A 22315-nucleotide genomic window follows, 5' to 3' on the forward strand; every position below is an offset into this window, starting at 1 on the left:
CACATCAAGGCATATAAACCTGAAAGCAGCAGTCTGGGAAGCGGACAGGTTTTAAGCAGACCGTATACTTTTGATGAAGGAAGAATAGTCCTTAAAGAAATGATTGACTCGTTGTGTCTCGATCTTGTGGCAAAAAACTAGTAACAGATCAGATTACAGTAAGTGTTGGCTATGATAAAGAAAACATCAAAACTGACTATACTGGCGAAATAAAGGATGACAGATATGGACGAAAGATTCCAAAACATGCTCATGGAACTGTCAATATAGGCAGATATATTTCATCGGCAAAGCTGGTTACACAAAAAGTTTTAAACTGGTATGACACAGCAGTGTTAATAAAAAATTAACAATAAGACGTTTTGCATTGTCTGCTAATCATATTACTGATGAAAGCAGTATTAAAACAAAATCGACAATACAGCAAATGGATCTGTTTACTGATCACGAGCAGTTAAAAAAAGAAGAAGAAGTAAAGCTTGAAAAAGATTTAGAAAAGGAAAAAAGACTTCAGGAGGCAACTTTGAAACTGAAGCAGAAATATGGGAAAAATGCTGTATTAAAAGGTATGAATCTAGTAGTTGGAGCAACTGGCAAAGACAGAAATAATACTATCGGAGGACATAAGGCATGAGTGCTATTATTCATTTAAAGCATTATATTTCAAAAAAGCATCTACCTACGTCTTTAGAGAAAAACGTTCAGTACAGTTTCCTTGTATATGAAAGTTAAAACGTAAAGAACTATTAAAATATGTGTGGTAATATTGAGTGGTGCTTTTAATTCCCTACTTGCCACATATCCAACAAAATATTTAGGAATATCTATTGTGGAATGTGTTATTTCCAATACAATACTATTCGCTAAAATTGACATATCTTCGTCAATAATATGATATTTTAAAGAAATATCTGGTATGTTAAAATGTTATAAAATAATAGAAATATTTTTATACTCTGTTGGTGTCATTCCGTATGCTTTCTTGAAATTACGAGAAAATATTTCATGGTATCATCATAGAAAACGAGGAATACAGTATAACTGAAAACGCTAATGTTGTGTTGACGAATGAAAATATCAAGAAAATGCTGAAAAAAATATCAGTCAAATAAATAAAGCAATATAAGCATAACGGTTGACTTATTCCAAACCAACAAAAAAAGTGAGTAGCGTATTAGATATTTTTCTCATTAAATTTAGAGTTATTGGGAGTGAATAGATTTCTAGGTTTAGTGATCGTGTTTTAACGGTAAGACGGAAACCGTTAATACTATTAGAATTTCCAATATCAATATGTATACAATAGTATTCTATGCTATACTAAAAATGTGAGGAAGGTTAAAACAATGAAAGAAAAGATTTTAAAGAATTGTAAAAAATACTGGTATGTTATAGCATTTATCATTGTAGGCTTTATCGTTTTAAATAAAGAGCCAGATTATCTTGTATTGAAAAAAAATACTTTTAAAGTTGAACTTGGTACACCATTCAATATAAAACCTGAAACGTATTTAAATACAGAAAAATTAGATACCGATGTAAAAAAAGATGTATTGGAAAACGCAAAGGTAACTGTTGATAAAGATTTGAATAATATTGAAAATTTTTGTTTAGATGTTGGAAAATATAAAGTTACCGTTTCATATAAAAACGAAAAAGAAACTTTTACTTATAAAGTTGAAGATACTACCGCCCCAGTAATTACAGGTGCAGAAAGTATTGATATAGTACAAAGTACTGATTTAAGTACTTATGATTTTAAAGTTCTTTATACAATTGATGATTTATCTCAAACAGATGTTAAGTATGATACTAGTGCAATTGATGTAAATACAATTGGTGCTTATACTTTAAAAATTATTTCAGAAGACAATTATGGAAATAAATGTGATAAAGAAGTAGCTATAAATGTTGTTGCTCCATTGAGTGCTGATGAAGTAATTGTTGAGGAAACAGTATCAAACGCTGATGGTACAACAACTACAAAGATTGTAACTAGAAAGAAAACCGAAGCACAGAGTGGTGATTTTCGCATAGTTACTTCGGGTGATACATCAAAATCAAGTAATAATAGTTCTTATTCATCTTCTAGTAGTTCATCTAACAGTATTTCAACTATTAAACCAAGTGGTAGTACATCATCAAATAGTTCATCTAATAATAATTCTAGTGCTGCTAAGCCTAATAATGGTAATTTAATAATTGATTAAAATAAATTAAGCAATTTTTTACAGTTGCTTTTTTTGTTGAATAAAAATGTAATTCAAAATATTTAGCTTTATTTGATAGATCAGTAAAGTATCCCAATTACAGGAATGGAAAAGAAAAATGGTATTTGAAATTTGGGTATTGGAGAGTATTAGATGGTGCAAATTCTTGGAACTATAGACTTTTTTATTGATTAGAACATTCAAAATAGTAAGTGGATTTGACGCTTTGGTGCCCGAATTTTCCATAGTGAAATAAAACGATATGGACAAATATAAAGAAATGATAGAGAAATTCGTATTGAGTGCTATAATTTTAGCAAACAAATTTGAAGTTGTGGTGGGATGGGCAGTATGGGCGGATTTAAACCAACTATTGGTAAATGGTATGATTATAAAAACTACGATATAGATGAGCCACAGTGGAGACGTCTTTTGAATACTGCTGAAAAGCTTGAAAATGAATTTGGAGACTTGTTTGTATATGAAAGAGATGGGTCGATTGGCTACGGTCTTGAGATTATTTCCAGTCCAATGACAAAAGGATATTATGAAAAAATATCAATAAGTTTAAAAACCTGTTAAATATTTTTAATGAGTTTCACTATGTTTCTACAAAAGGAAATAAATGTGGTTCACACATTTATTTCAATAGAAAAACACTAGGTTTTAATTCTAAAGAATACAGTTCTCTATTAAGTAATCTTAATAATAATATAAGAAAAGCAGAAGAAGTAGACCACAAAAGAGCAAATAAAACCATTGAAAATGTGGTTGCTGTTATGGAATTATATCGAGAAGAATTAATCAAAATCAGTGGACGAAATAAAAGCAGTTTACGCTGGTGTCAGTTTGAAACATCAAATGGATATGATATAGAAGTTATAAAAAAAGTTGCAAAAGATAAAATTAAAAGCGATAGAAATCGTCACAATAGATACAAGGTTGTTAATACTACAAATGAAAAAACTGTTGAGATTAGATTATGTCGAGGAACGCTGTTATGGGAATCTTTTAATACACGTATCAATTTAATGTATAATATTGTAAATGTATCTAGAAACTATCAAGGCTTGATTAATTTGGAAAAATTAATTGTATATAAAAATAATGATAAAACAATACAAATGATGAAAAATTATATTGAGAATAATGATATAGAAAATAGAAAAGTTGATATAAAGGAAGTGAAAAAAACTATCATTAATGCCTAATAATAGTTTAAGACCATCAAGTTTTATGTTTGGCAAATAAATATAGATAGACGTTAATTAAAACAATTAATTCATTTTATTGTTTTGATTTTTTACATGAAATAGGTTCTAGATGTCTGGGAACATTGCTTACTCACCCGAAGAAAATAAGGAATGCATTCCTTAATTAAAGAAGAAAGAGGCAATGAATATGTGTATAATTATTGTAAAAAATAGCAGAATGGACTTACCGGATAAAGAGATTTTAAAAAGATGTTGGAATAAAAATCCTCATGGTGCAGGGTTCATGTACAATTATAATGATGTAGTTATTATTAAAAAAGGTTTTATGTTTTTGATGATTTTTATGAAAATTTGCAAATAAATGATAAGCTCTATAAATTGAAAAATCAAAGTGTTGTATTTCATTTTAGAATATCAACAAGTGGTAAAATTGATGAGGGAAATTGTCATCCATACCCGCTGACTGATGACAGTATATACCTTAGAAAAACAAATTTACGTTGTTCTATTGGAATTGCACACAATGGGATAATTCAAAAATATAACCGTAAAGATAGTGTGTTAAATGATACATAACTGTTTATAAAAAACATAATTTATGATTTGATTACAAATTAAAAAGAAAATTGATGAAGAGAAAGTTACAGTTTCTAAATGCGAAGAGCAGCTGAAGAAATCAAAAATCAGCCTATCTAACTTTGAAAAGGATAAAAAGGCACTGCTGAGACTAAAGAAAAAAGTAGATGATTTTAATAGAAAAATCAGCGAAAGTCTATCGGAATTTGACTGAATTTAATGTCTTTGAACATTTCAAAAAACACCCTCAACTTCTGATTATCATGCAACATATGAATTTTTTGTTATTTTGTTATAATGTTTTTATTAATCATATTATTGTGCTAAAATTGATAATAACTTGATACAATACAAACAAAAAAGAGTGTCTATTGACCGTAGATCACTCTAAGAGACCATCTAATTCTAAAGAGAAGTTAGAATCGATGAACAATATATATATGTTTTAAAAAATATAAGTTAAATAATAACTTGTATTTAGTATATCGTATTAAAAAATCAATTCAACTATAATAGCATCGTTTTTAAACTTCGCTTTAGCTAGATTAAATGGTTATATAAAAACATCTTTGTTAATAACCGTCTTAACTAACTGTTGTTCGAAGTGAAAAAAATGGTGCCGGAGCTAAGAATCGAACTTAAATTTCATGATTACCATTCATGCGTTCTGCCATTGAACTACACCGGCATTGGTGCAGACAGCGAGATTTGAACTCGCACGAGCTATTGCTCACTACCCCCTCAAGATAGCGCGTATACCAGTTTCGCCATGTCTGCAAGTATTAATAGTTTATCAAATTATTGCAGAAAAATAAAGCCTAGAACGTAAAGTTCTAGACTTTTTTCTTTAATCTGCCTTAATCAAGTTGTATAAAGCATGACAATAAATTTCTGTTGCTTTCAATAACGAATCGATTTTGATATTTTCATTATTACCATGAATTAAATTATCTTCACCCAAAAATTCAGCTCCAAAAGCAACACAGTTTGGCATTGACTTAGCATAAGTCCCGCCACCAATTGCTTGAGGTTTGTTAACTGTATCTCCAGTTACACTAACATAAGCTTCATGCAAATTAGTAATTAACTTAGAATTAGGATCGATATATAGAGCCTTGCCCAAATCATGAGTTTCTCTGAATTCATAGTTTGCACAAGCATGTTTAAATTTTGTAACCATTGCATCAAAATCCATGTCATGAGGGCAACGTAAGTCGAGAACGATTTTAACTTCTTCTTTATAATAAGATATAACTCCTAAATTAAGAGTAAGAGGACCCATTAAACCGGTATGGTCAATTCCTAATTTTTTACCATGACAGTCATCTAAATATTCAAGAACAAAATCAACAACTTTGTTATCAACGACAGTTGCTAAATATTTGCATAAATATACAACAGCATTAATGCCCTCTTCAGGAGTACTTGCGTGTGCTGATTTCCCTTTAAGAATTAATTTAGTATGATTTCCTTCCTCTTCAATATCCCCAGTTAAATTATTAGTATTTAGGAATTTCTTATAAGATTCAGTATATTGTTTGTAATTCCCTTCAATTACTGCTTCGCAAGTTTCTGGAACAATATTTGGACGACTTCCTGCACATAAATAGATTAATCCACCTTTTTCAACATGTCCTGTGATTTCAAAACCACAACCTGCTTTTTCACCATAAACAACAGGAAAAGCAGCATCAGGAGTAAATCCCATTTTAGGATAAGGCATCTTTGTGAAATAATATTTTACACAATTACTACCTAATTCTTCATTGCATCCAAAGATAACCCTAGTTTTCATTTTTGTAGGAATATTTAAAGAATTAATGATCTTTGCAGCATAATAACCAGCCATTAATGGTCCTTTATCATCTGCGACTCCACGTCCGTAAAGCTTTCCTTCTTTAGTAATAACTTCAAATGGATCACTATCCCATCCAACCTTGTTTACAGGAACTACATCAAGATGGCCCAAAATTCCAAAAGTTTCATCACCAGTTCCAATATCAATATGTCCAGCATGTCCATCAACATCCTGCACTTCAAAGCCATCACGTCGACCAATTTCTAACATTGCATCTAAAGCTCGGCGATTGGCTGCGCCATAGGGAGCAAACTCAGCAACGGTACTATCATCTTGAGTTGAAGGGATGGCACATAACATTTTTATATCATCAATCATTTGATCTTTTATTTTTAAAACTTCCGCTTTAAAATCAATCATATTATCACCTCGTCATCAATTATAACACTATTAGTTATAATATTTAAACAATTTTAGTAATAATAGTGTTATGATATATATAATAATCGGAGGTATGACATGAATAATGTAAGATTTCACATAACAGTCAAAGGAATTGTCGTATTAAATAACCAGATTCTTTTAATGAAACGAATTCGACCATCAAGTGATGGTCTGGGTTATTGGGAGTTACCAGGTGGTGGGTTGGAATATGGTGAAACACCTAATCAAGCATTAATCAGAGAATTACAAGAGGAAACCGGATTAGATATTATCATAATCAAACCAGCTTATACTTTCACTAAAATTAGAAAAGATTATCAAACCGTAGGAATCGGATATTTGTGTATTCCCAAGAATGATCATGTCCGTTTATCGCATGAGCATAGTGATTATCGCTTTGTGAGTATACAAGAGGCAAAAGAACTGTTAAATCCAGAAATTTATAATGATATAATTTTTACAATTGAAGAATATTATCAGAACGTTCATGATATCCAGTGATAATATTTTAAATTTGATTATAGTCATCCAAAATAACGGTCTTGAAATTCAAGACTTTTTCTTTTATCAGTTGATATTTTATTTATTTGAAGTAAAATAAGGTAGTTGAAAACAAATAGAATTAAGGAGTTATTATGAACGAAGAAATTATTGCAATAGCATCAAAAGAATTAGAAATAACTAAAAAACAAATCAATGCTGTTTTATCATTATTAGAACAGGGAAATACTGTGCCCTTTATTGCTCGTTATCGTAAAGAAGCAACAGGAGGGTTAGATGAAGATCAAATCAGAAATATTGATAAATATTATCAATATCAAGTTAGTTTATTAAAACGAAAAGAAGATGTAATTCGTTTAATTGAAGAAAAAGGGATGTTAACAGATCAACTAAGGGCTGATATTTTAAAAGCAACAAAGTTAAATGAAGTAGAAGACCTTTATCGTCCTTATAAAGAAAAAAGAAAAACAAAGGCTACTGAGGCTAAAGCTAAAGGTTTAGAACCATTAAGTAAGTGGATTTTATCACTGCCAAGGGGAGAACTTAAAGAAGAAGCAAAAAAATATTTAAATGATAAAGTTGAGACTGTAGAAGAAGCAATTCAGGGAGCTTTAGATATTATTGCAGAAGTAATTAGTGATGATATTAAATATCGTAAATTTGTTAAAGATATAATATATAAATCTGGTACGATTGAAACAAAAGTAAAAAAGAAGAATCCTGATGAAAATAAAGTATATGAAATGTACTATGATTATCACGAACGAGTTAATCGAATTGTATCACACCGTATTTTAGCGATTAATCGTGCCGAAAATGAAAAAGTTATTACTGTTAATATTGTTTTAGATAAAGAATTTTTAATTCAATATATTAATCGTGGAGTGACTAGAAATCGTAATAGCAGTGTTAATGAATATTTATTGAAAGCTGTAGAAGACAGTTTAAATCGTTTATTATTGCCATCGATTGAACGCGAAGTGCGTAATGAATTAACTGAAAAAGCCAGCGAGCAGGCCTTAAAAGTATTTTCAATCAATTTAGAAAAGTTATTAATGCAGGCACCTTTAAAAGATAAAATGGTTTTGGGTCTGGATCCTGCTTATCGGACAGGATGTAAATTAGCTGTTGTTGATCAGACCGGAAAAGTATTGAAGATTGATAAAGTATTTATTACTATTCCAAAAGATAATTATGATAAAGAAAAAAGAATTTTATTAAATTTGATCAAAAAATATAAAATTGAAATTATTGCGATTGGTAACGGTACTGCAAGTCGTGAAAGTGAAGCTTTTATTTCTCAATTAATCAAAGATAATAATTTAGATGTTGATTATGTAATTATTTCTGAAGCTGGAGCATCAGTATATTCAGCAAGTAAATTAGCTAAAGAGGAGTTTCCAGATTATCAGGTAGAAGAAAGATCAGCGGTTTCAATTGCACGACGTCTTCAAGATCCATTAGCAGAATTAGTAAAGATTGAGCCAAAAGCAATTAGTGTCGGACAATATCAACATGATATTGCTCAAAAACAATTAGAAGAACAATTAGATTTTGTTGTTGAAAAAGCGGTAAATAATGTTGGAGTTGATATCAATACTGCTTCAGTATCATTATTACAATATGTTGCTGGGTTAAATAGCGGAGTGGCCAAAAATATTATTAAATATCGTGATGAAAATGGTAAATTTACAAATCGTAAAGAAATTATGAATGTTAGTAAATTAGGTGCAAAAACATATCAGCAGGCAATCGGATTTTTGCGAATTCCTGGAGCTAATGATCCATTTGATGCAACAGCAATTCATCCGGAAAACTATCAACAAGCAAAAAAATTACTTAAATTAATAGATGCTGATGCTAGTTTATTAGGAACAAATGAAATTGCTGATAAATTATCAAATATTAACAAAGAGGAAGTAATGAATGAACTAAATATCGACAATTATACGTTAGATGATATTATTGATAGTTTTATAAAGCCAAATCGCTCACCCCGTGATGCATATGCAACACCATTATTAAAGAAAGATATTTTAAAAATTGAAGATTTAAAACCCGGTATGCAACTAGAAGGAACAGTTAGGAATGTTGTTGATTTTGGAGCTTTTGTCGATATTGGGTTAAAAAATGATGGATTAGTCCATATTTCGAAGATTTCTCATGAAAGAATTAAGCATCCTTTGGATAAACTAAGTATAGGTGATATTGTTGAAGTCTATGTCATTGATGTAGATGTCAACAAACATCGTGTTGGATTAAGTATGATTAAATAAAGGATGAGTTGATGAAAAAGTTTCTAGTTGGAATAGTTATTATAATAATTGCCAGTATTGGCTTTAATTTAAAACCTGATAAAAGAGATCAAGCTGTTGTGGTTCAAGAAGAGCCTGTAGTTAAAAAAGAAGAAGTTATTACTTATAAAGAACTATTAGAATATCTTGATATTTTTAAAACAGGAGATATTATTAATATTGAAAATACTAATTATTTAAGTTCATATGCTATTCCAGGAAGATGGAAACATACTATTTTCTATCTAGGAACATATCAGCAGTTTAGTCAGGTTTTTACACCTGAAGATAAATATTATGAGGAAATTAATAAACATTATAAGAATCAAGATGAGGTTTTAGTACTCGACAGTAATTCTACGGGTGTTAAAATACGGACATTTGATCAAATGGCTAATCTTAAAGAAGAATCGTATTTAAAAGCACTTTCCGGCTATCGTTTTAATGAGGATGATAATTTTATTAAGACATATTTAAGTCGGGCGTTAGATTATTTGGGAACACCGTATGATTACAGCATGACAACTTATGATGATAAAGCTTTATATTGTAGTGAATTAGTTTATTATGCACTACTAGCTAATAATATAGAAGTGACTAAAACGAGCAGTATTGTCGAACATGTTGTAATTACCCCAACAGATTTAAGTGATTTTTTAGAAACATTAGAAGATATTGACCATGTATATTTGCTTGAAAAAGAAGATAATTGGATAAATGATGCGATAAATGACTAGTTTTTGCTTTATTTTACTTGTATTCCTACTTTAATACTAGTATTATATAAACGAGGTGAACATCATGAAAATTTCAACCAAAGGGCGTTATGCAATTAGAGTTATCCTTGATATTGCGATGCACGATGATGGTAAATATATTCCACTGAAAGATATTGCTAAAAGACAAGATCTGACGGTTAAGTATTTAGAACAAATAATTTCATTACTAAATAAAGCGGGCTATTTACAAAGTCTTCGTGGTAATGCTGGAGGTTATCGCTTATCAAAAAAACCTGAAGAATGTATAATTGGTGATATTCTAAGAATTACAGAAGGTGATTTAGCTCCAATTCCCTGCTTGAAAGATGAAATTAATAATTGCAGTCGTGCCAATGAATGTATTACATTACCGTTTTGGCAAGGATTAGATAAAGTGATTAAAGACTATGTTGAAAGTGTAACTATTCAAGATTTAATCGATCATGCAAATATGCAAGTGAATAATTATTCAATATAAAAGCCGTAAGGCTTTTTTATTATATAACTATTGACATAAATTTGCTCTCAAGGTATAATCATATTAATCCGATAGGAAAAGAGGGAACTATAATGAATGAGCTAATTTTTTATAAAAATAGAGGCTGTTGTTAATAATAGATTTGATTAGATAAAGAAAATGGAGGAAATAGTAATGACTTATAATAATCATATTAGTGAATTAGTAGGAAATACCCCAATTTTAAAATTAAACAATTATGTTACAAAAAATCAATTAAAAGCAAATATTTTTGCTAAACTAGAATATTTTAATCCCGCAGGAAGTGTTAAGGATCGAATTGCTAAAGCCATGTTATTTAAAGCTAAAGAAGATGGAATTTTAAAACCGGATTCTGTAATCATTGAACCAACGAGCGGTAATACTGGAATTGGATTAGCTTCTTTAGGAACATCCTTAGGACACCAAGTAATTTTAACTATGCCAGAGACAATGTCGATTGAACGGCGAAATTTATTAAAAGCCTATGGAGCTAAAGTAGTTTTAACCCCAGGAGGACTAGGCATGAAGGGAGCAATTGCCAAAGCAGAAGAATTGGCCAAAGAATACAAAAATGCGTTTATTCCTAGTCAATTTGAAAATCAAGCAAATCCAAATGCACATTATCTAACAACAGGTCCTGAAATCTACCAGCAGCTAGAAGGTAAGATAGATATCTTTGTCGCTGGTGTTGGAACTGGAGGAACAATTAGTGGAATCGGAAAATATTTAAAAGAAAAAAATCCTAATATTAAGGTTGTAGCAATTGAACCTGCTGCCTCACCAGTTTTATCTAAAGGAACTCCAGGACCACATGCAATTCAAGGGATTGGTGCAGGTTTTGTTCCTAATACCTTAAATACTGATATTTATGATGAAATTATTACAATTGAAAATGAAGCAGCCTTTGCTACTAGCCGTGCAATTGCTAGAGAAGAAGGAGTGTTAGTAGGTATTTCTTCTGGTGCAGCACTTTATGGAGCAACAGTATTAGCGAAAAGAATTGAAAATGCTGGCAAAAACATTGTTGTGTTGTTACCAGATACTGGTGAACGCTATTTATCAACTGCATTAGTTGAACAAGATTAATAATATGGATACTGTCTTTAGGGACAGTATCTTTTTCTAACTACAAAAATAATTTTTAATTATAATTATATTTTAAAAGTCTATCATAAAAATGTGAGTGTTTGTTATGCAACTAGGATAAACAACTAATAATTTAAAGTTTAATAATGAGATTCACTATTTAAAAATATAAATAGACGGGAAGAAGAGCAGAGAAAGATGATTAGTTGTAATGAGGTGATTGTAGTCAATATCAATATTAGCCAAAAAGATTGTCCAAAATATCTTTAAATTATGGACAATGTTTTTTTTTGTTATAGTATACAAAAAAGTACTTGGAATATTTGTAATTGATATCTTAATAAACAGAAATTATATCATTGAGGTGATATGATAAGTTGTCTTGTATGGACGAGCTTAAACAAAAAAGTTCAGTTAAAATCCTGTTGATTTGAAAAAGTAATTAGTACAGTTAAAAAGAATAAATCAAAATTAAAGTTATAGAGGATAATGTATTGGTTATTATAATAATAAGATATCATTCTACATTCTCACTGGACATTTAGGAAAATAAAAAACATAGTCTGAAGAGCATTGTGTAAAATACTTTTAATGCTACTCAATTGCTATGCCTTTTATTCAAATAATGATGTTGATAAGTAACGTTCTCCAGTATCTGGCAGTAGAACAACGATGTTTTTATTTTTATCTGTTATTTTAGTTGCTCCATGCAGGGCAGCTCCAGCAGTTATTCCAACTAGTAGGCCTTCTTTTTTTGCTAATATTCGTGCAGCCTCATAAGCATCATCCGTAGAAACTGTTATCACTTCGTCGACTAGATCCAAATCGAGAATTTTAGGAATAAAATTCGCTCCAATTCCTTGCAAATCATGCGATCCAGCTTTTCCTTTAGTGATTAATGGAGAATCTTTTGGTTCGATTCCAATAATTTTAATATCAGGATATTTCTTTTTTAATATCCGAGCAATTCCTGTAATTGTCCCTCCAGTACCAATTCCGGCAACAAAATAGTCAATATTATCATCAAAATCATCAATAATTTCTAATGCCGTTGTTTCTTCATGGGCTAAGGGATTACTTGGATTAACAAATTGACCTGGAATATAGCTATTTTCAATCTTATTAGCAAGTTCGTTAGCTTTATCGACTGATCCTTGCATTCCTTTTTCTCCAGCCGTTAATACGATTTTAGCTCCATAAGCTTTTAATAATTTTTGACGTTCTAATGACATAGTTTCAGGCATCGTCAAAATTAATTCATTATCATAGATAGCACACGCAATTGCTAGACCAATGCCAGTATTACCACTAGTAGGTTCAATAATCGTAGTTTTTTTATTGATTAGTTGATCCTCATAAGCCTGTTCAATTAATTTAAGACCAACACGATCTTTAACACTGCCACCAGGATTAAAGAATTCTACTTTGGCAAATATTTTGTTGTTTACTTCACATGCTTTTTTAAAGCGGTCAATTTGAATTAATGGAGTTTTTCCAATTGTATCCAAAACACTTTTTTTAATAGTCATAATAAATTCACATCCTTTTTCTTTTTATATCACATATTGAAGTGTAAGTGATATAAAAATTATAATTTTATTTAGTTGTCTTTATTAAAATAGTAATTTATAATACTTTTAAAGGGGACTGTTTATGAAGGATTATAAATATTTAGAAGTTTATCAAACTATTGTTGATGATATTGAAAATGGTTATTTAAAATATAATGATAAAATACCATCAATTCGTAAAATGGCAAAACAATTAGATGTAAGCAGAACTACGGTTGAAAGTGCATATTTACAATTATTAGTCGAGGGTTATATTTACGCAAAAGAAAAAGTAGGATATTATGTGGATGTGCAATTTAGTAATCAAATTAAAAATAAAAAGAATCCAAAAGTAATTACAAAAATTGATAGTCACCATTATCGATATGATTTTAGTGGACGTCTTGTTGATGTGGAAAGCTTTAATTTAGATACTTGGAAAAAGTATATTAAAAAAGCATTAAATCAAAGTGAAGATTTAATGAGTTATGGAGAACCATTAGGGGAAATGCCTTTAAGAGTAGCTTTGCAGGAATATAGCCATGAATACCGTGGAGTTCGGCATCCTGTAAATAATTATATTATTGGTGCGGGATTTCAAATTCTTCTTTATCATGTTTGTAGTCTTTTTGGTAAAGATAATATAGTCGGAATTGAGGAAGGAGGATTCAAACAGGCAGAGGCCGTTTTTCATGATTGTCATATGCAGGTAGTTAAGTTACCGGTTGATGAAGAAGGCATTACTTTAGAGGGATTAAGACAAGCTAATTTAAAATTATTATATTTAAATAGTTCTTCTGGAGGGTATCATGGTCATCCTATCAAACAACAGCGTCGTTTAGAAATCATTGAATATGCGAGAGCTAATCAAGTCTATATTATTGAAGATGATCATAATGGAGAATTGAAATTTAACACTAAACCAATCGATGCAATGTCAAAACTAGACAATGACCACATTATTTACATTGGTTCATTTTCAAAATTATTACTACCTTCAATAAGAATTAGTTATATGGCATTACCAAACCAATTAGTTCAGTTATTTTATGAAAAGTCTCGAGATTATCATCAGACTGCATCAAAATTAGAACAGCTGGCTTTAGCTATGTATGTTGAAGATGGACAGTTAGCACGACATTTAAAGCGATTAAGAAAACATTACCGCAATAAAAGTACTCATTTGTTACAAAAGCTTCGAACTACTTTTCCTCAACATAAATTCGAATTATATGAAACCTCATTAAAAATCACAATGGCAATTAAGGCTGATTTGGTTGATCAATATATTGCTTTAGCAAAACAAAATGATATTTTAGTTAATAAAAATAGTAATAATCAGATTACTTTATCTTTTTCAGGAATCTTAGATCAAGATATTGATGAAGCAGTTGATAGATTAAAAGAAATTTGGATAAATTAAAAACAGTGCATTGCACTGTTTATTTATTAAGATGTTTACAGCTGTAATAAGCAGGAATACCGTTTAAATAATTAATATGTACTTCACCTTGAATTAACGGATATAAGTAATCATATAATTCTTGGGTAATATCATTTCCAGCTTCATTAATCCAGGCAGTTGGAATTTTTTGTTCTAAGTTAGCTACTTTTCTTACATCAGTTGAAATATAATCAATTTCATAAGGGGTATTTGAAATTCGTTTAAATCCCATTACTTGGCCAGATTTTCCAGTTAACGCAGTTTCTATTGCTTTTTGTCCAACTACAAATGACTCATTTAAATCTGTTTTACTCCCAATATGCATAGCACATCGTTGTAAGACATTTAATTCAATACTTCTAACTTTACATTGAAATTCTTTGAAAACTAATGATTCTAGCATTTTTCCAGTTCCTGAATGAAGTACATGACCAAAAGCGTCTTTTTTAGCATATTTAGAATCATCATCGAGGAAGTGACCATCTTTATCTTTGATACCTTCGCTTACAGCAATTACAACACAGCGTTTACGTTTAAATACTTCTCGAATATCTTCTAAGAATTTTTCTTTATCAAAAACTACTTCAGGTAGATAAATTAAATCAGGGGCTTCATTATATTCATTACGAGCCAGTGCAGCAGCTGCTGTGAGCCATCCGGCATTTCTTCCCATAATTTCAATAATTGTTACTGATTGCAGCTGATAGATTAAACTATCATGAACTACTTCTAAGATTGAAGAAGCTACATATTTGGCAGCTGAACCAAAGCCTGGGGTATGATCAGTACCCATTAAATCATTGTCAATTGTTTTAGGAATACCGATAAATTGAATTTCACTATTGATTGATTTTGCGTAATCATCTAGTTTCATGACAGTATCCATTGAATCATTACCACCAATATAATAAAAATCAGTAATTTCTAATTCAGTTAAAATTTTAAATAATTTTACATATGTTTCTTGGTTGTCAATATGTGTTGGTAATTTAAAACGGCATGAACCAAGATACATAGCTGGTGTTTGTTTTAAAGCATTAATTTTTTCACCTGTATCAAATTCCTCAAGCAGGTCCATATAACGACCTTCTAATAAACCTTTAATCCCGTTGATCATTCCATAAACATTTTCATATTCTTCGCTATGTTTAGCTTTATGAATGATTCCAGCAAGACTTGCATTAATTGCGATTGTGGGTCCTCCAGATTGTCCAATAATACAATTTCTTTTTTTCATCTTATTCTCCTTTTTCCTGCCTAATTCTATCATTTTTAGACAGTAAAAAAAAGACATATTAAGTGATTAACGTCTTTTTCTTAAAATAATGTAAAGAATTATAATTAGTGCAACAAAGATAAAAATATTTGCAGGCTGAGTCGTTTGATGCCGATTACTAGAAATGATTGAAATTGACTTCGTTTCATCCTGAGTTAAAAAATCTAATAGATTAATCTTGACTTGATTATCCTGGATCTTTCCATAACTAGTTTCACTAATATTTCCCGGCATTTTAATATTTAAATTTAGCTCGAGTCCCATAGTCTTCAAATTTGTTAGAGAATAATTATTAATATCTTCAATTTCACTTGTATTAAAAATATTGTTAATAGTACTGTGATCGATCGTAACTTGATAAGTTCCTTCTTTTTTATTTGTAGTGAAGAAACTCAATAAGCTTTTATTAATATCTTTTGGTGCAATAAGCTGAAATCCTATATATTGGGTACCATTAATATCTTTTTTTAGTTCTTTATTTTCCCACGTACTCAACTCACTATTAGTTAATTTATGTTTTAAATCAGTAAGTGAGGTACCATAAGAATCTAATAAATCTTCTTGAATGAGTACTTCAATTGTTAAAGATGCATTACTTTCATCAATAAATTCGATGTCAACATTTCCTTTTACGCAGCCTGTTAATGATAACAACATGATACCTACCAAAAATAATTTTTTTACCATCATCTACCTCCTAATGTTAGTGTGCCACAATCTTCATTTTCTAAAATTAAAAAGTGGATTTAAAATTGTTAAATGATATAATTTAATCATGGTTAACATATAGTTCACAAAAACACTTTAAAATATAGAAGGTGATATAAATGAGAGTAGAAATTCTATATACAAGTAAATCAAAACACATCAAGCCTGTTGCTGAAGCTATGGCAAGATGGGTTAAAACATATGCAAAGACGATTGATCAATTTGATGCTCTTGCTCCAGTCGATTTATTAGTTATTGGCTTTGATGATTCGGCTTGGAAAGATCCGCAGTTAGAGACATTTATTAAAAGTTTAAATAGACAAAAAGTACATAATATTGCTTTGTTTAATGCTTTCTACATTAATGATCATAAAATGAAAAATATGATTAAATTATGTCAAGAAACAGATTTACCACTTATGCGTGAGCAATATTCATTTAAGCTTACATTTAGGCAGTTAAAGGAAATTGATCAATGTGTAATAGATGCTGCTCGTTTATATGTAGAAGATATGGTGAACTTGGTAAGGGATTATTATTAAATTAGTAAATTTATACTAATAACAAATTATTAAAAGCTATCTTAGGATAGCTTTTTCTTTTTATTATAAAGAATTTAAGGAAATTTATTAATATTTTAATTAAATTATAATTTGTTAAAATCCTAAATTTAATAAAATATATATATTTATAAAAATATTAATTGACAATAATTTATTACTCTGATAGTATTTTATTAAGATTTAAAGGCGATAAACTTTAAATCAAAAAATAAAGGGGGAATTTTAAGTATGAAAAAACTAGAAATCATTATCAGACCTGAGAAGCTAGAAATTTTAAAAGATATTCTAACTGATTGTGGGATTACCGGAATGATGGTTTCAAATATTATGGGTTTTGGTAATCAAATGGGCTATACTCAACAATATCGGGGAACTAAATATTCGGTAAACTTAGTTTCTAAGTTACGGATTGAAACAGTTGTTAAAGATGAAGTAGTTGATCAAATGATTAAAGAAATTACAACCAAACTTTCATCTGGTAATGTGGGTGATGGTAAAGTATTTGTTTATCCAGTAGAACAGGCAGTACGAATTCGAACTGGTGAAACAGGAGAAAATGCTCTGTAACAGATTTATAAAAATTAAAAGGGGGATCAAATATGGAACAATTAATTAATATTGTTTGGGTGTTTCTTGGTGCGGTAATGGTTATGCTGATGCAAGCTGGTTTTGCTATTTTGGAAGCTGGCTTAACTCGGCAAAAAAACTGCAACAATGTTTTAATGAAAAATATTATGGACTTTGCAATTGGATCAATTATATTTTTAGTAGTAGGTTTTGGTTTGATGTTCGGCGAATCATTAGGGGGAATTGTAGGTATAACAGGATTCATTGATCCGACGTCATTAAATTTATCACAGTTTGAGGCACTTTCACCAACAGTATTTATCTTTTTTCAAACAGTCTTTTGTGCTACGGCAGCAACAATTGTTTCTGGTGCGATGGCAGAAAGAACTAAATTTTCATCATATTTAATTTATACGTTAGTAATTAGTTTAGTAATTTACCCAATCTCTGGTCATTGGATCTGGGGTGGAGGTTTTTTATCAAAAATAGGATTTATTGATTATGCTGGTTCTACTGCTGTTCACTCAGTTGGTGGTTGGGCCGCATTAATGGGGGCAGTTGTTTTAGGTCCACGAATGGGAAAATATAATAGGGATGGCAGTACTAATGCAATTCCTGGTCATAATATCATGATGGCCACTTTAGGCGTATTTATTTTATGGTTTTGCTGGTTTGGATTTAATCCAGGTTCTTCTTTAGAAGCAGCAGGTTATATAGGTCATATTGCGATGACAACAAACTTATCAGCATGTGCTGGTGCATTAGTAGCAATGTTTCTTACTTGGAAAAAATATGGAAAACCAGATGTTTCAATGACTTTAAATGGTATTTTAGCTGGTTTAGTAGCGATTACGGCTGGTTGTCATATTGTTTCATTATATGGTGCAATTGCAATTGGAGCTGTTGGTGGGATTTTAGTAGTTTATGGCTGTGAAATCTTAGATCAAAAATTACATGTTGATGATCCTGTTGGGGCAGTTGGGGTACATTGTTTAAATGGTGTCTGGGGAACACTTGCAGTTGGATTATTTGCATGCAATACCCCAGCAAGTGAAGGAACTTTAGGCTTATTCTTTGGGGGTGGAACTGCTTTACTGATTACGCAATTGATTGGTGTAATTATTGTAGCAGTTTGGGTATGTTCAATGTCCTTCATCATGTTTACTTTAATTAAGAAAACGGTTGGGTTGCGAGTAACACCTCAGGAAGAACTTGCTGGTCTTGATTTAGGAGAACATGGTTCTGAGGCATATCCTGATTTTCTTAAAAAATAATTTATCGTAAGGTTGGGAGACCAACCTTTTTATATGGAAAAAAAGCTCAAGGTGTGATACAATTTTATCAATTTTAGGAGGAGATACTATGGATAATAAAAACTATGGTTTTGAAACATTACAAATCCATGCTGGTCAAAAGCCAGATGTGACAACTAAGGCTACGGGGATGCCTTTATATTTATCAAATGCTTTTACATTTGAAGATGCTGATCAAGCGGCGCGAATTTTTGCGTTAGAGGAAGGAGGATACTTCTATTCTCGATTATCTAATCCAACAGTTGATGCTCTACAACAAAGAATGGCGGCTTTAGATGGCGGATTCGGGGCTGTAGCATTTGCTTCTGGAACTGCAGCAATTATGGGATTGATTATGACTGTGTGTGAAACTGGAGATGAAATTGTTGCTGCAAATAATTTGTATGGTGGTACGATTGGTTCTTTATCAGGAACGATGGCAGGAATGGGATTTAAGACACACTTTATTAATCCAACTGATTTAGAGGCTTTAAAAGCGGCAATCAACGATAAAACAAAAATTATTTTTGTTGAATCGGTAGGAAATCCTAATGGAGATATGTTAGACTTTGAAGCAATTAGTGCTATTGCTAAAGAATATCAAATTTTATTTGTTGTTGATAACACAACACCAACCCCTTATTTATTTAAACCAATTGAATATGGAGCTGACTTAGTAGTCTATTCAACTACTAAATATCTAGCTGGTCATGGTAATGTTATGGGTGGTGTGATCGTTGATAGTGGGAACTTTAAATGGAAAGATAATCCTCGCTATCCATTATTTAACATGCCTGACAAAGCTTATCATGATATAGTTTATGCTGATTTAGGAGCGGGTGCTTTTTGTACTAAAGCAGTAGCAAAGACATTACGTGATTTAGGAGGGTGTATGTCACCGTTTAATGCGTATATGACTTTATTAGGATTAGAAACATTATCATTAAGAATGAAAAAACACGTTGAAAATGCCCGATTATTAGCAAAATTTTTAAATGAGTGTGATGATGTTGAATGGGTTAGTTACGCGGAATTACCAGATAGTCCTAACTATGAACTAGCTAAAAAATATTTCCCCAATGGTTTTGGTGGATTATATACTTTTGGAGTCAAAGGTGGTGTTGCTGGTGGTAAAACAGTAATTAATAATATTAAATTATTTATTCATGTTACTAATTTTGCTGATTCACGTTCATTGCTGACTCATCCTGCAAGTACGACACATGCTCAAATGTCAGAGGAAGAGAGAATAGCAGGTGGGGTAAAACAAGAAACAATTAGAATGTCTGTTGGTCTTGAAGATGTTGAAGATTTAATTGCGGATTTAAAACAAGCATTTGCTAAAATATAAAATAATTAGGACTATTGTTTATTGTTCAAAACAATAGCCTTTTTTCTAGTTTTTTTATTAGTCCTCATGTATAATTTTAATGAGGTGATTAAATGCAGAGTTTTTTAGCCATGCATATTAATAATATAGTTATGATCCTGCTGCTTTTTATCTATGTAGTCTGTTTAAATGGACTATTTTCAATGCGACGTCGTCTTATAAAATGGCGCCGTTTCTTTGCGTTCTTATTTATTATTAGTACCGCGGGTTTAATGTTAGGAACCATTCGTAATGAGCTGATGGTTTATTGGTTTAATAATGCTAGTTTTAATATTGAGAGCAATTTTGAGTGGATGATTAAGATAGGTTATGATCTGATTAGTTTAATTATTATGATTTTAATGATTTTTTTGGTGAAAAATATTTTAGATTTTATTAAAAATAGTAGTCGTGATGCAATTCGTAAATTAGCTATTAATGCCGATATTATAGCTATCTTAATTATTATTAGAACTGTAATCGTTCCGCTGATTGTTAAACTAGCTAGAGTATTGGAATTATTTGGATTAAATAATCAAACTAGCAGCTCTAATGATATATTTCTTTATGCTTTGCCATACTTGGGATTACCGGAGGTTGCAATTATTGTTGTTACAATCTTTATCAATATACTAGGAATAAGTTATTGGAATCGAGGTGCTGAAGATGTTATGGCAAAATAAAAGTTATGATCTAGTTAGTTATCTCGAAATAATAATAGGTATTATTGCCTTGATTTGTTTGCTATCATTACTTTATTTGTGGTACCAACCCAAATGTCAAAACAAGTTTAATAATATTGTTTTTTTAGGACACTTGATAATTTGTTTTGATCTTTATTTATTAGTAGATAAAGTTGCCCATTTATTAATGAGCTTTTATCAGGCTTATCTGCATCATCTAAAATACAATATTTACGATTATGCATTATTAAGCAGTGATATTTTATTAACAGTGGTTTTAATTTTTAGTACTTTTTTGTTTATCAATAATCTAGAACATTTATTAATAAAGAAAGATAGTAAAGAAGAGTATAATTTAATTTTAAATCGAGTTTTTAAGGCCTATAATTGTTTGATGGTAGTATTTATTTTTAAAGATGTTGTATTAAAAATTGTATATGATTTCTTGGTAGATGTTAGAGGAATTAGGTTACATTATCACCCTTATACGATTAATAATTTAATGGTTACAATCGTATTAATGTTGTTATTAGGCTTGGTAATAAATTTTTATAAGAAAAAAACGACTTGATCTGCAGCACTTCTTAAAGTTAGAGTAACTTTTTGAAGACACTACAAATAGTCGTTTTTTTAATCAATAACCATAGCATTAGGAATAGGTGCTAAAGGATTTTCTTTGTTGATACGGTCATAGAACAAAGTTCCCTCGAAGTGATCTAGTTCATGTTGTAAACAAATTGATAAGAATCCTCGAGCAACAATTTTCACTTCTTGATCAGTCAAAACATCATATCCTTTAACGGTCACCTTAGCGTAGCGTGGTACATATCCTTGAACTTCATCATTAACAGATAAACATCCTTCACCATCTTTTAAATAAGATTGTTTTTCAGTATGTGAAATGATTTTTGGGTTAACTAAAGCATAGTCATCAGCCCCAATAACATTTCCATCTTCATCAAAATCTAAAACATGAATAGCAGTCATTCGTTTAGGAATTCCTAATTGAATAGCCGCAATTCCTACAGCTGGGCGTAAATCATATTTTTCAGAAGTTTCAGGGTCTTGAGAGTTAACAAGAAACTCATGCATTTGTAATAAAAGTTCGCGTTCTTCATTTGTGATTGGTAATGCTACTTCTTTTGAGACCTCACGAATCTTTTCATTATGGTCATCAATTATATCTTTCATTGTTATCATAGGTTCACCTCATTTTAATTCTGATAGTATTATATCATAAAATGAGGTGAAATAAAGACTTTATCCGACTCTAATTCTTGAATTTCCACAAATGATTAATAATAAGAATACAACTAAGACAATGGCAAACCAGTTTGAAGAACCGAAACCACCGCAACCACAACCGCATCCATTGCTTGAAATGTTACAGCTGTTGCATCCACCACATCCAAATGGATTAGTGATAAAAGGATTGTATGAATTACATCCACATCCAGAATAGTTAAATCCGCAGTTCATATTA

Annotated in this window: 24 protein-coding genes and 2 tRNA genes; 18 read left to right on the forward strand and 8 right to left on the reverse strand. The window is 30.6% G+C overall.

Translation table 11 applies throughout. From position 1 onward, the window contains the following. Positions 1-113 precede the first annotated feature (113 nt). The 6 genes from KTF99_RS10285 (at position 114) to KTF99_RS10310 (ending at position 3785) form a co-directional block, all read left to right on the forward strand. Positions 114-350 (forward strand): hypothetical protein, encoded by a 237-nt coding sequence (locus KTF99_RS10285; RefSeq protein WP_029481414.1) that lies wholly within the window; start codon positions 114-116, stop codon positions 348-350. 77 nt (positions 351-427) lie between these two features. Then, a complete protein-coding gene (locus KTF99_RS10290; RefSeq protein ID WP_254210134.1) occupies positions 428-634 on the forward strand; it encodes a hypothetical protein in 207 nt (68 codons plus the stop codon). 712 nt (positions 635-1346) lie between these two features. Next, positions 1347-2210 carry a hypothetical protein gene (locus KTF99_RS10295; protein WP_003537765.1) on the forward strand — a complete coding sequence of 288 codons (864 nt, stop codon included), beginning with the start codon at positions 1347-1349 and terminating at the stop codon, positions 2208-2210. Positions 2211-2561: 351 nt separating this feature from the next. Next, the gene (locus KTF99_RS10300) at positions 2562-2792 is read left to right on the forward strand and encodes a hypothetical protein (RefSeq protein ID WP_029481412.1); all 231 of its coding nucleotides are present in this window, start codon (positions 2562-2564) and stop codon (positions 2790-2792) included. A 197-nt stretch (positions 2793-2989) separates the two neighbouring features. Next, the gene (locus KTF99_RS10305) at positions 2990-3421 is read left to right on the forward strand and encodes a hypothetical protein (RefSeq protein WP_224209090.1); all 432 of its coding nucleotides are present in this window, start codon (positions 2990-2992) and stop codon (positions 3419-3421) included. 190 nt (positions 3422-3611) lie between these two features. Continuing rightward, positions 3612-3785 carry a hypothetical protein gene (locus KTF99_RS10310; protein ID WP_003537772.1) on the forward strand — a complete coding sequence of 58 codons (174 nt, stop codon included), beginning with the start codon at positions 3612-3614 and terminating at the stop codon, positions 3783-3785. A gap of 829 nt (positions 3786-4614) precedes the next feature. On the opposite strand, the gene KTF99_RS10315 is transcribed toward KTF99_RS10310, so the two are convergent. From KTF99_RS10315 to pepV, 3 genes are all read right to left on the reverse strand, one after another. Then, positions 4615-4688: transfer RNA gene (locus KTF99_RS10315), tRNA-Thr, on the reverse strand. Between the two features lie 2 nt (positions 4689-4690). Next, positions 4691-4777, reverse strand: a tRNA-Leu gene (locus tag KTF99_RS10320). A gap of 70 nt (positions 4778-4847) precedes the next feature. Next, positions 4848-6218 (reverse strand): dipeptidase PepV, encoded by a 1371-nt coding sequence (pepV, locus tag KTF99_RS10325; protein ID WP_003537774.1) that lies wholly within the window; start codon positions 6216-6218, stop codon positions 4848-4850. 99 nt (positions 6219-6317) lie between these two features. Here pepV and KTF99_RS10330 point away from each other — a divergent pair, with 99 nt between their 5' ends. The 5 genes from KTF99_RS10330 (at position 6318) to cysK (KTF99_RS10350) (ending at position 11380) form a co-directional block, all read left to right on the forward strand. Further along, positions 6318-6743, forward strand: coding sequence for an NUDIX hydrolase (locus KTF99_RS10330; RefSeq protein ID WP_003537775.1), 426 nt, complete (start codon positions 6318-6320; stop codon positions 6741-6743). Positions 6744-6877: 134 nt separating this feature from the next. Beyond that, on the forward strand, positions 6878-9019 hold the full coding sequence (locus tag KTF99_RS10335) for a Tex family protein (RefSeq protein ID WP_217215559.1): 2142 nt from the start codon (positions 6878-6880) through the stop codon (positions 9017-9019). Between the two features lie 11 nt (positions 9020-9030). Next, positions 9031-9774 carry a YiiX/YebB-like N1pC/P60 family cysteine hydrolase gene (locus KTF99_RS10340; protein WP_003537777.1) on the forward strand — a complete coding sequence of 248 codons (744 nt, stop codon included), beginning with the start codon at positions 9031-9033 and terminating at the stop codon, positions 9772-9774. Positions 9775-9838: 64 nt separating this feature from the next. Next, positions 9839-10273 carry an RrF2 family transcriptional regulator gene (locus KTF99_RS10345; RefSeq protein ID WP_003537779.1) on the forward strand — a complete coding sequence of 145 codons (435 nt, stop codon included), beginning with the start codon at positions 9839-9841 and terminating at the stop codon, positions 10271-10273. A 174-nt stretch (positions 10274-10447) separates the two neighbouring features. Next, complete coding sequence (gene cysK / locus KTF99_RS10350; RefSeq protein ID WP_029481410.1) at positions 10448-11380, forward strand: cysteine synthase A; 933 nt, start codon at positions 10448-10450, stop codon at positions 11378-11380. A 614-nt stretch (positions 11381-11994) separates the two neighbouring features. On the opposite strand, the gene cysK (KTF99_RS10355) is transcribed toward cysK (KTF99_RS10350), so the two are convergent. Further along, positions 11995-12909 (reverse strand): cysteine synthase A, encoded by a 915-nt coding sequence (cysK, locus tag KTF99_RS10355; RefSeq protein WP_029481408.1) that lies wholly within the window; start codon positions 12907-12909, stop codon positions 11995-11997. Between the two features lie 124 nt (positions 12910-13033). Between cysK (KTF99_RS10355) and pdxR the strand changes: the two genes are divergently transcribed. Beyond that, a complete protein-coding gene (pdxR, locus tag KTF99_RS10360) occupies positions 13034-14353 on the forward strand; it encodes a MocR-like pyridoxine biosynthesis transcription factor PdxR (protein WP_003537784.1) in 1320 nt (439 codons plus the stop codon). 19 nt (positions 14354-14372) lie between these two features. Here the strand turns inward: pdxR and KTF99_RS10365 are convergent, their stop codons facing one another. After that, a complete protein-coding gene (locus tag KTF99_RS10365; protein WP_029481407.1) occupies positions 14373-15611 on the reverse strand; it encodes a 6-phosphofructokinase in 1239 nt (412 codons plus the stop codon). A 66-nt stretch (positions 15612-15677) separates the two neighbouring features. Further along, positions 15678-16337: a hypothetical protein gene (locus KTF99_RS10370; RefSeq protein WP_008792941.1), complete on the reverse strand. Its 660-nt coding sequence runs from the start codon at positions 16335-16337 to the stop codon at positions 15678-15680. A 140-nt stretch (positions 16338-16477) separates the two neighbouring features. Here KTF99_RS10370 and KTF99_RS10375 point away from each other — a divergent pair, with 140 nt between their 5' ends. The 6 genes from KTF99_RS10375 to KTF99_RS10400 all read left to right on the forward strand — a co-directional run bounded on the left by KTF99_RS10375 (position 16478) and on the right by KTF99_RS10400 (position 21403). After that, positions 16478-16900, forward strand: a complete 423-nt coding sequence (locus KTF99_RS10375; protein WP_003537787.1) for a hypothetical protein — start codon at positions 16478-16480, stop codon at positions 16898-16900. 249 nt (positions 16901-17149) lie between these two features. Continuing rightward, positions 17150-17488 carry a P-II family nitrogen regulator gene (locus KTF99_RS10380; protein WP_003537788.1) on the forward strand — a complete coding sequence of 113 codons (339 nt, stop codon included), beginning with the start codon at positions 17150-17152 and terminating at the stop codon, positions 17486-17488. A 32-nt stretch (positions 17489-17520) separates the two neighbouring features. Then, on the forward strand, positions 17521-18762 hold the full coding sequence (locus tag KTF99_RS10385; protein ID WP_029481405.1) for an ammonium transporter: 1242 nt from the start codon (positions 17521-17523) through the stop codon (positions 18760-18762). Positions 18763-18850: 88 nt separating this feature from the next. Beyond that, entirely contained in the window at positions 18851-20131 is a 1281-nt protein-coding gene (locus KTF99_RS10390) for an O-acetylhomoserine aminocarboxypropyltransferase/cysteine synthase family protein (RefSeq protein ID WP_003537790.1), read from the forward strand. A gap of 92 nt (positions 20132-20223) precedes the next feature. Further along, on the forward strand, positions 20224-20832 hold the full coding sequence (locus KTF99_RS10395; RefSeq protein WP_008792943.1) for a hypothetical protein: 609 nt from the start codon (positions 20224-20226) through the stop codon (positions 20830-20832). Then, positions 20816-21403 (forward strand): hypothetical protein, encoded by a 588-nt coding sequence (locus KTF99_RS10400; RefSeq protein WP_003537794.1) that lies wholly within the window; start codon positions 20816-20818, stop codon positions 21401-21403. Before KTF99_RS10395 ends, KTF99_RS10400 begins: the two co-directional genes overlap by 17 nt. A 59-nt stretch (positions 21404-21462) precedes the next feature. Here the strand turns inward: KTF99_RS10400 and def are convergent, their stop codons facing one another. Together def and KTF99_RS10410 are read right to left on the reverse strand one after the other, a co-directional pair. Continuing rightward, positions 21463-22032: a peptide deformylase gene (gene def, locus KTF99_RS10405; RefSeq protein WP_003537796.1), complete on the reverse strand. Its 570-nt coding sequence runs from the start codon at positions 22030-22032 to the stop codon at positions 21463-21465. 60 nt (positions 22033-22092) lie between these two features. Continuing rightward, the gene (locus KTF99_RS10410; RefSeq protein WP_003537797.1) at positions 22093-22311 is read right to left on the reverse strand and encodes a hypothetical protein; all 219 of its coding nucleotides are present in this window, start codon (positions 22309-22311) and stop codon (positions 22093-22095) included. Positions 22312-22315 lie beyond the last annotated feature (4 nt).

This window comes from Erysipelatoclostridium sp. MSK.7.34, from assembly GCF_019041935.1.
GTDB lineage: Bacteria > Bacillota_I > Bacilli_A > Erysipelotrichales > Coprobacillaceae > Thomasclavelia > Thomasclavelia ramosa.